Origin of the sequence: Paenibacillus sp. MMS18-CY102 (genome assembly GCF_009789195.1) — a bacterium.
Classification (GTDB): domain Bacteria; phylum Bacillota; class Bacilli; order Paenibacillales; family Paenibacillaceae; genus Paenibacillus_T.
The window spans coordinates 1-12,472 of record NZ_WSTC01000039.1 but is presented as its reverse complement, the minus strand read 5'-3'; the positions used below and the strand labels follow the sequence as shown (position 1 = coordinate 12,472).

The following is a 12,472-nucleotide window of genomic DNA, read 5'->3' as shown; positions in this document are numbered from 1 at the left end:
GATGAGCCAAACGGCACTGCCGATTCAACAACAAGAATCGACTAGAACAAGAAAGACGGGTATCGTGCAGGTCCTCAAGAAGAACCGTTGGGGATATCTGTTCTTGCTGCCCGCCTTTCTTATTTTTACGATGTTTTTATGGCTGCCAATCTTCAAAGGTTTCTACTACAGCTTCTTTCATGTCGACTTTGTTAAAGGCGATGAGTTCGTAGGCTGGGACAATTACAAAACGGTTATTCATGATCCGGATGTCGTCACATCGATCAAGAATACGCTTTATTACATGGGGTTAGCGTTGGTCATTGGCTTCTGGGTTCCAATCGTTTTCGCTGTGATGATTTCGGAACTGCGTAAGTTCAAAGGGATTGTGCGGGTTGCCGCATACCTGCCGAACGTCATACCTGTTGTCGTATTGTACGGGCTGTGGCGTTGGTTCTATGATCCGGTTGGCCCAATTAATGCGGCGATAACGACAACGGCAGGCGGCGAAGGGATTGCGTTCATGACGGATCCAAAATGGTCCATGGTCTCGCTCGTCTTCATGGAGACATGGCAGCAATTCGGTGCTGCAATGCTTCTGTACTTAGCGGCCGTTATAAGCATTCCGCGCGACTGGTATGAGGCGGCTGAGATTGACGGTGCAGGCGTTTGGGCCCGCCTTCGTTATATTACGCTTCCTTCTATTAAAGGCCTGATTGGCCTAATGTTGCTGTTGCAGGTAATCGGCACATCACAAGGCTACCAAGCGCAATACGCTATGCTAGACGGCGGACCGAATAACGCAACGTTGACTTACGCACTGCTTGTCGTTCGATACGCAACAACAAGGCTGGATATGGGCGTTGCTTCCGCAATGGGTGTTCTCATGTTCCTCGTGCTGAGCGTGCTAGCAATCATTCAATTCCGTCTCCAAAGCAAGGGGGAGAACTAATCATGAAAATGCCTGAACGCGGCATCCTATCCAGTTATGACTTGAAGAAACCAGGCACTCGGATTGGCTATTGGCTGATGGTGCTCGTCATTTTCATTATGGCATGCGCCATGATCTATCCGATTCTTGTATCCTTCTTTAATTCATTGAAGACAAATGTTGAGGTCAATTCATTCCCGCCAAGGTTCCTCCCAGCTGACGGCTGGCATTGGGAAAACTTCAAGACAGGCTGGGAGTACCTAGAACTGCCATTGTTCCTGCGCAACACAATGATTATATTTGTCGGCAACATGGTTGTAACGGTCGTAGTGCTAGGCCTTGCGGCATTTAGCTTATCTAAGCTGAATGTACCGAAATCGCGCACAATCGCGATGTTCTTCCTGATTACATTGTTCATTCCGCCGACTACGTACCTAATTCCGAACTTCCTGAATTTGAAAGACCTCGGATTGCTTAATTCCTATGCGGCATTCTGGCTGCCAGCAGGCGCGAGCGCGTTTAATCTGCTGCTGTTGAAAAACTTCTTTGACGGGCTTCATCATGAAATGTTCGAAGCGGCCCGTATCGATGGTGCTTCGGAACTGCGTTGTTTTGCACAAATCGCTGTGCCGCTGTCGCTTCCGATAATTTCAACACTTGGCATCTTCGTCTTCTCAACAGCATGGAATGACTGGTTCTGGCCTTCCTTGGTTATGCATGGCGACCAGACCTATCCGCTTGCGACGGCAATTTACAAATACGTGCTTCAAGCGACCCGCTTGGATGTGAACATTCGCTTCGCGATCCTGTTCATGGTTATGTTGCCGCCGATCGCCGTGTTCCTGGCATTCCAACGCTACATTATGGGCGGGCTAAGCATGGGTGGCGTTAAAGGATAAGCGTAAAACTACACACAATCGCAATAGGGACACACATCGTACGAAAGACTCAGGCGAGATATGATTAGCCTGTAAGCAAATATGAATGTTAGAAAAGGGGAGTATACATGCGGAAGTTACTAACGACCATTGCTTGCCTTACTTTGACTGGAGCATTGCTATCAGCATGTGGCAGCAGCAGCGACGGAGACAAAACAAAGACAGATCCGGAAACAAAGCCGACGACGGAGCAAGGCACTACGGCTCAATCGCCAGAGGATGAGCTTCTCAGCAAAAAGATTACGATCAGCGTCTACTATCCTTCAAAGGATAAAGTCGAAGACCGTAAGCTCGAGGACGACAAAATTCGCCGTTTTAATGAGAAATACCCGAACGTAACGGTAGAAAAAAGCGATTGGCATTATAACGTAAACGAAATCGGCATCAAAATGGCGTCGAACGAAGCGCCTACGTTCTTCAATACGTTCGCAACGGAAGCGAAGTTCTTGATTCAGCGCGGTTGGGCGGCTGACATTACGGAATTGTGGAACAAATACGAATACAAAGACCAAATTAACCCAACGCTTCAAAGCCAATTTAACGTCGATGGCAAAGTATACGGCGTCGTTCAAAAAGGCTATTCGACTAGCGTCATCGTAAACAAAAAAATGCTTGATGATAAAGGCGTAGCAATCCCAGCGTACGACTGGACTTGGGATGACATGGTGAACACAGCGAAAGCTGTAGCAGATCCGGCTAAAGGCATCGCTGGCATTGCGCCAATGGGCAAAGGCAACGAAGCGGGCTGGAACTGGACGAACTTCCTGTTCGAAGCAGGCGGCCAAATCATTAACACTGAAGGCGGCAAAGTAACAGCTGCATTCAACTCGGATGCTGGCGTTAAAGCGCTGCAATTGTATGACAAACTGCGTTGGGAAGCTAACGCTATTCCTAAAGACTGGGCACTCGGCTGGACCGATGCTACAGGCGCATTCGCACAAGGCCGTACGGCGATGGTTATCGCTGGCGCAGAAGGCCCTCTTGACCAAGCAATGAACCAAGGCGGCATGAAATCTGAGGATGTTCTGACGTTCCCAATGCCAGCTATGGAAGCAGGCGGCAAGCACTATGGCGTCCTTGGCGGCGACTACCTGGTAGTTAACCCGAACGCAACGAAAGAAGAGCAAGAAATGGCATTCCGTTACATCACGTTCGACTACTTCTCCAACGATTGGCTGACGTCGATTGAGAAGGACATCCAAGCGCGCAAAGCTGAAAACAAATACTACATCCCGCCACAAATGAACTACTTCAGCGCGGATTCCGAGTATGGCAAAAAAGCGCAAGCGATCTTCGACAAATACGACAACGTATACAAATACGCTCCAGAGTCGAATGCATTGCTCGATGGCCAACCAGAAGCGCAATACAACACGCAAGAGTACTATGCTGAGATGACGAACGTTATCCAACAAGTATTCTCCAAAAAAGGCGTAGACCCTAAAGCGGCACTCGACGCAGCTGCTAAGTCGCTGCAAGCGAAGTACTTCGATAAAATCGAAGTAGCGAAGTAATACTAATAGCGGCGTAATGCCGCCTAACCAGCCCGGTCAATTCGTTGATCGGGCTGGTTTTTTGTTGCAAGCATTGCAAGCATTGCAGGCATTGCAAGCATTGCAGGCATTGCGTGCTTCGCAAGCTTCGTTGCTAGCCCCATTGCAGTTTGTGCAATGAGAAGGAGGCCTGATTACTGAAAGCACATGTGCCATTGCAGATCGTGCAATGACCAGTGGTGCTTTCGCGCTGAGTGGAAGGAAATTGCGACGAGATGGCGGTCGCCATTGTACGGAATGCAATGGCAGTGGCCTTAAGTGTGCATTTGGCCAGCTTTCATTGTATGAAATACAATGGCGCAGCAGACAAGTTTGGGTACAAGGACCAGAACCTAGGTTAGATGGCGATGTGTAGTGGCTAATTGATAATGTGCAATGTCTAAAGTCTGCTGACCAGTATCCAGCGTGCAATGTCGAAGAATTTTTAAAGCCAGAAGTTCAGTTATATCTAATGTTCATGTTTAAAGTGTGTTTACTTACCGCTTCCTCGTTTGCCCCGCTCTATGCCCTATCATAAGCTTTTGCTCTGAGCTACCGCCGACTTCCTGCAACGCTCGTCCACCACATTTGCCCTAATGCGCCACTCATGTGCTGCTGCCTGTACTTACATGTGTCCCCGACACTCTCGTCCGTATGCCCACGGCTAACGCTGATCATCTCCATTACGAATATTTACCGTTGCCAAAGGTTCCTGTCCGGTTTGCGATATTTCTTTCTATTTGCCTAAACATGTTAGATAATATAACATGACGAACTAGTGTCCCTAATGTATCTAACAATTCGGTTATGCCAATTTGCAGGATAAGGATGGTGGGAGCATGACAGGCGTAATTACCAAAGCGATACATATTCTTGACCTGCTCGTGCCACAGGGGAGCGAGAAGGAGCTCAGTGTGACAGAGATTAGCCGAGAGCTGGAAATGCCCGTACAGAGCGTGCATCGGATTCTAGGCTCCTTATCTAGCCATGGTTTTGTCTCGCAAAACAAAAAGACAAAAAAATATAAGCTCGGCTTGTCCATAATGAAATACGGCTTCCTCATGTGGGATAGCCTTATGCTCCGTTCCGTTGCCCGCCCGTTCATGCAGGAGCTGCTGGACAAGACGAGCGAAACGGTTTACCTCGCGACACGCGAGAATGCGGAGGGTGTCTACATTGATAGCATCGATTCCCCGCGTATCTTAAAAATATCGGAGCCGATCGGGCTTCGGCTGCCGCTTTATATTGGGGCATCCAACCGCGTCATTCTAGCGCATTTGCCTAAGAAAACGCGTGATCAGCTGCTTGGCGGCGTCGATTGGAGCAAGGTGCCATCCCTTCAGCCAATGACGCGCGAGAGCATTGAACAAGACCTGGAGCTTATCCGCGAACAGGGCTACTCAATGACTGCCGGCGAAGCGACGGAGGGCACGACGGGGATAGCCGCACCAATTTTCTCATATGAGAATACGGTCATCGGGTCGCTGAACTGCGCAGGCCCGACGATCCGTTTTACGCAGGCGAATATTGAGAAATACAGCTATTATACGAAAAAATACGCGGGGCTCATTTCTGGCGAACTGGGGTTTCGCAACGCCAGCCGTATAAATTTTTAATATTAAAATGGTTGCAGGCAACCTATTGGACGTACGTCTCGTCATTGGTTATGGGGTGAGGATGAATGAAACGAATGAGGGGTTCGCAGTTCGTGATACTGCTGCTATCCGTTATGATGGTTTGTGTCACGCTCGCAGGATGCGGAACGGTTGGGGAGCGGCAAAAGCAGGAGCCAGAGGTTAAGGAAAAGGAACAACCGGGACCGGCGGTGGCGGGCTCGGGCAACATCGCAGAAACGAAGCAGGATGATTTTATCTATCGCTTGATCATCGAACCGGCGGAGCCAGCGTCGGGGGGCGATGTGAAGCTGTACGGGGAATTGGAATATGTCGGCGATCAGGATGAAATAGACATTCATCATGCGGCTTCGCCGTTTTTCTTCTACTTAAAAGAAACCACTCGCGGATACAACATCGGCTATATGATGAACCAGCCCGCCATTACGACGAAGCTTAAGAAAGGCGCACCGCTTCGGGAACAGTATAAGGGTGGGGGCGGCTTCTCGGATCGGGATAACAAGGACTATATAGCGTTTATCAAGGACTTATCGGCGCATGGATTCCCTGTCGGGCACTATGAAGTTACTGGCACAGCGGAATTTTTCACCGGACAAGAAACTAGCAAGCATGATTACAAAATAACGGCCGAACATTCCTTCGATGTCGCACAAGCCAGTTCGGCGGGCAAGGCAGGCAAAACAAAATGAAGCACGGCATGCAGCCCTATAGCATAGGAGCTCGTGCATGAGAGAAAGGCATTTTGGGGAAAATGGTCCCAAAATGCCTTTTCTTGTTTTGCATTCATGTTTACAGCGGGTTCTGGCAAGGGTATGATTTGTACGTAACTCTTTCCAATCAGGAGGCTCCTTATGAATTCTCGCTATTTAGCGGTCATGTCGCTTGCCATCATGGCTTTGGGCTTTATTATTACGCTGTTTCTAGAGGACACGACATGGGTCTTCATTCTGCAAAGCGGCTTCGAGGCAGGGCTCGTTGGCGGCATTGCCGATTGGTTCGCGGTAACAGCACTGTTCCGCCATCCGCTTGGCATACCGATTCCCCACACATCCTTGCTGCTCCGCAATCGGGACAAAATCGTACGTGCGCTTATCTCGGCATTGGAGGATGAGTTGCTCAACAAGGCGAGCATTGAGAATCGCATCCGCAAGCTAAAGCTGCTTCAAGCAGGCGGCAGCATGCTGACAAAGCTCGTTGCCCTGCGTAAGGTAAGGGTAGGCGCCATCGAGGAACTGATTCCGATCGTGCAGCAATTGCCGCTGGAGCGTGCCGCTGCGATCGCCCAGTCCGGCGTTGGCGCGATGGTTGAGCGAATGGACTTTAAGCTGCTTGCGGATAATCTGTTAACCAAGACGATGGAAGCGGGCTATGATGAGAAGGTGCTCGATTACGCGCTTGGCGAAGCGCTTCAATGGTCGCAGCAGCCAACGACACGTGCGATGCTTGGCAAGCTGGCTAACGATAAGTTGTCCGAGGTGAAAATGGGCGGCTTGATGGGCTTTGCGGTGCAGGCGTTCGCTGGTTTTATGGACGAGGAGAAAATTGGCGGCATGCTGCAGGGCATGCTCGTATCCGGCATTCGCAATCTGCAAGACCGCGATAGCGCCTATCGCGATACAATCATGCGCGAGCTTCGCGTCAGGCTGCTGCAGCTTGCCGAGGATGACGAGCGGATCGGAAAGCTGCAGCAGCGGGTGCTGGATGCGATTGCAAGCGATAAGGGCGAGCTGTTCATGCTGGCACGGCTCGAAGAGCTGCGTTCGCTCGCGCTCGAGAAGCTGGAAGAGCAGCGCCAGACTGGCGCGCCTTCATTGTTCAAGCTATACGCGTCCATCGTCCGTAGCTTGAACCGGGACCCAGAGCGGATCGCGCGTTGGGAGGACAAGCTGCTCGCGTACGCGATTCACCTGGTAGAGACGAACCATTATCGGATTGGCCAGCTTGTGAAAGACAATCTGGAACAAATGGACGATGCGGCGTTAGTCAGCATGCTGGAGGATAAAGTGGGGCAAGATTTGCAATGGATTCGTGTCAATGGCGCTATCTGCGGCTTCATCGTCGGCATTGTGCTCTCGCTCATCCAGTTGATTTAATGGTACAATGGCGATATTAATTCAAGAGGGGTTGGTAATAGAATGAGCAACGAAGAGCTAGAATATGATGAGAACGAGCTAATTGAGCATTTGGCTGCACAGACGAAGGTACCTGCTAATACGGTGCGTCTCGTGCTTCAATATGAGCAAAAGTTTATCGACAATGCAAAGCCGAACGCGCGGGGTGAAGTTGATATCGACAGCGATGAGCTGGTCGATTATATTTTGAAACAGCGTGACGTGAAGCTGGACGAGCTTACGCTGGAGACGATTCTCGATGCTGAGATGGACTATCTGGTGGACAAAGGTTACGCAGAGTTCGAGGACTAGGCAAAGATGAGGGCGGCGCGAATAGCGCCGTCTTTTTTTTGTATGGAAAAATCCGCCATTCCGTCAACTGGCCGCCCCTTCCTGCCGATATAGGGGGTAAGAATGATGGTTTTGAAACAACTTCGGTAGGAAGAGGGGAGAACAACGATGAACCTTACACACAAGAAACGGTCAACCAAACAGATGCTGATGGCAGCATCGGCGAGTCTCCTGCTTGCTAATGCATTGCTCATATCACCAGCAGCGGCATCGGCTGCAAGCCGTAACGTGCCGAGCGTATGGGCCAAAGCGGATGTGGATCAAGCGAATGCATTCGGCCTCATCCCTTACGAGTTAATGAGTGATTACCAGAAGCCGATTACGCGGGCTGAACTGAGCGCGGTCGTCGTCCGTTTGTATGAACGGCTGACTGGCAAGCAAGCGCCGTCGCCGGCGGAGAATCCTTTTACAGATACCCAGGATGCTAACGTTCGCAAAGCGTATGCGCTTGAACTCGTCGGAGGGACGGGGGCAGGGACATTCTCGCCGAACTCGCCAGTTACGCGCGAACAGCTGGCCGTTATGCTATACAATACGATCAACAAGGCAGGGTTTGCTGATAAGCTGAAAGGAAGCGCGGCGCCATCCTTCGCTGATGCTGCCACGATCGCTGTGTGGGCGAAGGAAGCGTCCGGGAAGCTGGCGGCGGCCAATGTGCTCCAAGGCTCGCAGGCGAAGGAGGGCTTGTTGTTCCGCCCGAAGGCGAATGCCTCCCGTGAACAAATATTTTCACTCGCCTATCGCATTGCTTCAGGCTATGGGCCGATCTATATAAACAGCGAATCTGACCTGTTGGCTTCGGTTGGGCGCAAAGGCCAGTCGCTCGTCTTTAACGATGCGCGTGCGAAGCAAATTTATCAGGAAGCGGTTCGCGTCAATGCGGCGATCATTAAGCCGGGCATGACGGATTTTGAGAAAGAGCTTGCGATTCATGATTATCTCGTCCTGCATACCGCTTACGATTATGATAATTATTTGAAGGATACGGTCCCAACAGATTCCTATAGCGCCTACGGTTCGTTGTTCCGGGGAACGGCGGTCTGCCAAGGCTATGCGTATGCGGCGCATATTATGCTGGAGCTGGAAGGCATCGATTCGCAGATCGTTACGGGCACTGCCAACGGTGTGGGCCACGCTTGGAATAAAGTGAAAATCGATGGCGAATATTACAATTTAGACGTAACGTGGGATGATCCTGTGCCGGATAAGCAAGGTCGCCTCGTGTACAGCTACTTTAATGTGCCGGATGCAGCACTGGCGAAGGACCATAAGTGGACGGCGTCGGAGTGGCCGGCCGCGACAGCGACTGCTTATGATTATTTTGAGTACAATGGCTGGGCGGTGCATAGCGCTGCGGAGCTGAAGGGGCATATCGGCAAAGCGCTTGCATCACGCGAGACGGAAATTAAATTCAAAGCGACATATGAAGGCGATGAAATCGCAGATATGAAAGCAGCGCTACAAGCAAGCAATGTGGTATCTGGTTATTCGTACGCCTACTCTGGCCGCGCCTTCACGCTTACGGTCCGCTATCGGTAGCTAGCATGTCGATTGGTGGAACTTTTCTTGCGGTTTTGTTTGCAGAAAAGCGCCTGCGGCACGTATAATTACGCTAATACGGTAGCGCAGGCGGCGCTTCAATCGGCTTATAGGCCGACAATAGTAGGAGGGAATAGGCATGCAGTACAAGAGCACCAGGGGCAAGGTTAGCGGAATCGGGTTTATTGATGCTTTTCTAATGGGATTGGCGAATGACGGAGGGCTGCTCGTTCCCGAGCAAATTCCGGCTGTATCGGCTGAGACGCTGAAAGCTTGGTCGAAGCTGTCCTATCAAGAGCTCACGCTCGCGATTCTCGCTTATTATACGAATGATGAAATTCCGGCAGATGATTTGAAACGCATGGTGAACGACAGCTACGCAACGTTCCGCCACCCAGAGGTAACGCCGGTAACGAAGCTCAAGGACGAGCTGTACCTGCTTGAGCTGTTCCACGGCCCGACCTTTGCATTCAAGGACATTGCGCTTCAATTCATGGGCCAGCTGTACACGTACGTGGCGCGCGAACGGAATTTGCCGATCAATATTTTGGGTGCAACGTCCGGCGATACGGGCGCATCCTCTATTGAAGGCGTACGCGGCAAAGAAGGCATTAACATCTGCATCCTCCATCCGCATGGCAAAGTAAGCAAGGTGCAGGAGCTGCAGATGACGACAGTGGCGGACAGAAACGTGTTGAACTTGTCCGTCCACGGCAACTTCGACGATTGCCAACGGATCATTAAGGATCTGTTCGCTGATCTCGATTTTAAAGCGAAGCACAACCTGTGCGCGATTAACTCGATCAACATCGTTCGGATTATCGCACAAACCGTGTATTACTTCTACGCGTACTTCCGCGTACAAGAAGCTAGCGGTGCATCGCAAGTAAGCTTTAGCGTGCCATCGGGCAACTTCGGCGATATTTTCGCTGGCTATCTAGCGAAGCGCATGGGCTTGCCAGTTGATCGCCTCGTTATCGCGACGAACGCAAACAACATTCTCGAGCGTTTCGTTGAAACGGGCGAGTACAAGCCGGATAACTTCCGCATGACGTATAGCCCATCGATGGATATCCAAGTCGCGAGCAACTTCGAGCGTTACTTGTATTATGTGCTTGGCGAGGACGCGGAAGCGATCGAGTCGCTTATGAACGGTTTCCGTGCGACCGGCAGCTTATCTGTCTCGGCGGACGTGCTGGAGAAGGTTCGCGCCGAGTTCGGCGCGTATGGTGTAGACAATGAGGCGTGCCTCGACACGATCAAGCGTTATGAAGCGGCGACAGGCTACCTGCTTGATCCGCACTCCGCGTGCGGCGTAGAGGCAGCTGAGCAGCGCGGCCAATCCGGCAGCGTCATGATATCGCTGGCGACGGCGCATCCGGCGAAGTTCGATGAGGCTGTGCAGCTGACGGGCATCAAGCAAGAGTTCCCGGCTCAGATTTCGAACTTGTTCGATAAGCCGCAGCGCCAGACCGTCGTGGACGGCGACACGGCTGCGATCGTGAGCGAGCTGGTGAAATTTTATCCGGCGCAAGGTTAAATAGGAAGTTGTGAGCGGTGCAGGGGATTATTCCTGCACCGCTTTTATGTTTGGGGCTGGCGCACGCGGTGAGCACTGCGGCGCTGGAGCGCCTGCGAGAGCGAATAGGGTACAGAAATCTGCCCTATTCGGCGCTGGAGCGCCCACGGGAGCAAATAGGGTACAGAAATCTGCCCTATTCGGCGCTGAAGCGCCAGCGAGAGCGAATAGGGTACAGAAATCTGCCCTATTCGGCGCGGGAGCGTCCGCGAGAGCGAATAGGGCATAGAAACCTGCCCTATCCGGCGTAGCCGCGCCCGCATCGGGCGACAGTTCGATTGCGGTTGACCGTGAGGCTGAGGCGGCCTCCGACTCGGGACGGGTTTTGCGCCGGAGTCATTTACTTAGGCTGAACATGGTGGTACGCTAGCTGCATCAAGTTTCGGATGAACAATAACAATAAGATGAAAAAGGAGTTAAAACGATGACTATGCGGCGTAATTATGGTGTAATCGCCATTGTAGCAGGGTTGATCTGGCTGCTCATACAGGCGCAGTCAATGGATGGGCGTTCCTATACAGAACCGGGCAACATTTTCGCTTACTTTTGGCCGATGCTGTTCGTGCTTCCGATTGGCGTTTTTTTCCACGTAGCTTATTTGTACAAACGTTCGCGAGCGGCAGCAGGCATGCTCATTCCAGGCGGCATTCTGGTCGTATCCGGCCTGACCTGCCAAGTAGCAATGCTGTTCGATGCATGGGGGACGATGTGGCCGGGCTTCCTGCTCGCTGTCGCGTTCGGGCTGCTTGAGTTCTACTTGTTCGGCTTCCGCCTCTTCTGGCTGCTGCTTCCCGTGTTCGTGCTTGGCAGCTGCGCGATTATCTTCTTCTCCTTGCTGTCGCTGGGAGCGATCGCATCGTTTAACAGCCTGCAAGGGCTGACGGCATGCTTTGTCATTCTGGGTGGGCTGCTCGTGCTGTTGATGAAGCGTAGCGGCGGCGACCACGATAAGTTCTAAATTAGCTCAATAAGACGGGAAAGGCGTGCCAACCAACGGGCGCGTCTTTTTTGTTGTTTCGATAAGCAAATGGCCAGTTTAATTTAATATTGAAACTTGCTTGTTATAGGAAACCTTTGAAGGTGAGGAATTATTATGGGTTCTAGGATCATGCATTTACTTATTGCTAATAAAATAGCTGAGTGCCTGTCGATTGAAGATAAAACAGCTTTTTTGCTTGGTGGCATTGCCCCTGATGCAGCTTCATCCAAAGACTTATCCCATTTCTTTCAAGGTGAATTACAAGACTATTCCCGAAGCATTGACTACAAAGGGTTTCTGGATAAATATCACTCACAAGCGGAGAGCCTGTATATTTTGGGGTATTATACACATTTAATTGCGGATGACTTATGGTTAAAAGGTTTTTATGTGCCTTGGCTGAAAAACAGAATGGAAGTGGATAAAGAGGTAGCGGGATTGTACCATAACGATTTTCGATTGCTGAATGGAAAACTGCTGGAATACTATGGCATTAGGGATGAGCTGAAAAGATCGTTAGGTGGACGGGCAGCCATTTTTGATTTAGAAGAGGTTAGTTCCGCAGATGTTGCACAATTTATTCCGTATGCATTAGCAGACATGGAGTACGATAAGGATGCGCTAGATGAAAAACTAAATGTATTTACATTCAATCAGATCGTTGGATATATCGAGACATCAGTTGATAAGGGAATACGGAACATGAAATGGGAGATGATAAAATGGATAACTTAGGTTTTAATGTCACATTAAACCAGTTGCAAGAATACATCAGGACTTATGCAGTTCACGAGATTAACTGGCAAGTGTGAGAATCTATGCTTGAATAAACCGGCCACCAAGACATAGCAAGCTCAGGTGGCCAGAATTGTGAAATAAGGGTTGCAAAACGGCGAACC

The 12,472-nt window shown here is 50.7% G+C and carries 11 protein-coding genes; all 11 read left to right on the top strand.

The window, feature by feature from the left end; translation table 11 throughout:
• Window position 1: 1 nt before the first annotated feature.
• Entirely contained in the window at window positions 2–931 is a 930-nt protein-coding gene (locus GON22_RS22135; RefSeq protein ID WP_160398295.1) for a carbohydrate ABC transporter permease, read from the top strand.
• 8 nt (window positions 932–939) lie between these two features.
• Window positions 940–1,809: a carbohydrate ABC transporter permease gene (locus tag GON22_RS22130; RefSeq protein WP_160398318.1), complete on the top strand. Its 870-nt coding sequence runs from the start codon at window positions 940–942 to the stop codon at window positions 1,807–1,809.
• A gap of 107 nt (window positions 1,810–1,916) precedes the next feature.
• Complete coding sequence (locus tag GON22_RS22125) at window positions 1,917–3,362, top strand: ABC transporter substrate-binding protein (protein WP_160398294.1); 1,446 nt, start codon at window positions 1,917–1,919, stop codon at window positions 3,360–3,362.
• An 857-nt stretch (window positions 3,363–4,219) separates the two neighbouring features.
• Complete coding sequence (locus GON22_RS22120; protein ID WP_160398293.1) at window positions 4,220–4,996, top strand: IclR family transcriptional regulator; 777 nt, start codon at window positions 4,220–4,222, stop codon at window positions 4,994–4,996.
• A gap of 65 nt (window positions 4,997–5,061) precedes the next feature.
• Window positions 5,062–5,703, top strand: coding sequence for a hypothetical protein (locus GON22_RS22115; RefSeq protein ID WP_160398292.1), 642 nt, complete (start codon window positions 5,062–5,064; stop codon window positions 5,701–5,703).
• Between the two features lie 162 nt (window positions 5,704–5,865).
• Window positions 5,866–7,107 (top strand): DUF445 domain-containing protein, encoded by a 1,242-nt coding sequence (locus GON22_RS22110; protein ID WP_160398291.1) that lies wholly within the window; start codon window positions 5,866–5,868, stop codon window positions 7,105–7,107.
• A 42-nt stretch (window positions 7,108–7,149) separates the two neighbouring features.
• Window positions 7,150–7,437 carry a hypothetical protein gene (locus GON22_RS22105; protein ID WP_160398290.1) on the top strand — a complete coding sequence of 96 codons (288 nt, stop codon included), beginning with the start codon at window positions 7,150–7,152 and terminating at the stop codon, window positions 7,435–7,437.
• Between the two features lie 147 nt (window positions 7,438–7,584).
• On the top strand, window positions 7,585–9,015 hold the full coding sequence (locus GON22_RS22100) for an S-layer homology domain-containing protein (RefSeq protein ID WP_160398289.1): 1,431 nt from the start codon (window positions 7,585–7,587) through the stop codon (window positions 9,013–9,015).
• Window positions 9,016–9,154: 139 nt separating this feature from the next.
• Window positions 9,155–10,555 (top strand): threonine synthase, encoded by a 1,401-nt coding sequence (gene thrC / locus GON22_RS22095; protein ID WP_160398288.1) that lies wholly within the window; start codon window positions 9,155–9,157, stop codon window positions 10,553–10,555.
• A gap of 463 nt (window positions 10,556–11,018) precedes the next feature.
• A complete protein-coding gene (locus tag GON22_RS22090; protein WP_160398287.1) occupies window positions 11,019–11,552 on the top strand; it encodes a hypothetical protein in 534 nt (177 codons plus the stop codon).
• A 135-nt stretch (window positions 11,553–11,687) separates the two neighbouring features.
• Window positions 11,688–12,308 carry a zinc dependent phospholipase C family protein gene (locus tag GON22_RS22085; protein WP_160398286.1) on the top strand — a complete coding sequence of 207 codons (621 nt, stop codon included), beginning with the start codon at window positions 11,688–11,690 and terminating at the stop codon, window positions 12,306–12,308.
• Window positions 12,309–12,472: the final 164 nt, after the last annotated feature.

Bases quoted from the DNA above. Each gene is read 5' to 3' on its own strand.
- GON22_RS22135 (WP_160398295.1), top strand. From the start codon at position 2: ATGAGCCAAACGGCACTGCCGATTCAACAACAAGAATCGACTAGAACA.
- GON22_RS22130 (WP_160398318.1), top strand. From the start codon at position 940: ATGCCTGAACGCGGCATCCTATCCAGTTATGACTTGAAGAAACCAGGC.
- GON22_RS22125 (WP_160398294.1), top strand. From the start codon at position 1,917: ATGCGGAAGTTACTAACGACCATTGCTTGCCTTACTTTGACTGGAGCA.
- GON22_RS22120 (WP_160398293.1), top strand. From the start codon at position 4,220: ATGACAGGCGTAATTACCAAAGCGATACATATTCTTGACCTGCTCGTG.
- GON22_RS22115 (WP_160398292.1), top strand. From the start codon at position 5,062: ATGAAACGAATGAGGGGTTCGCAGTTCGTGATACTGCTGCTATCCGTT.
- GON22_RS22110 (WP_160398291.1), top strand. From the start codon at position 5,866: ATGAATTCTCGCTATTTAGCGGTCATGTCGCTTGCCATCATGGCTTTG.
- GON22_RS22105 (WP_160398290.1), top strand. From the start codon at position 7,150: ATGAGCAACGAAGAGCTAGAATATGATGAGAACGAGCTAATTGAGCAT.
- GON22_RS22100 (WP_160398289.1), top strand. From the start codon at position 7,585: ATGAACCTTACACACAAGAAACGGTCAACCAAACAGATGCTGATGGCA.
- thrC (WP_160398288.1), top strand. From the start codon at position 9,155: ATGCAGTACAAGAGCACCAGGGGCAAGGTTAGCGGAATCGGGTTTATT.
- GON22_RS22090 (WP_160398287.1), top strand. From the start codon at position 11,019: ATGACTATGCGGCGTAATTATGGTGTAATCGCCATTGTAGCAGGGTTG.
- GON22_RS22085 (WP_160398286.1), top strand. From the start codon at position 11,688: ATGGGTTCTAGGATCATGCATTTACTTATTGCTAATAAAATAGCTGAG.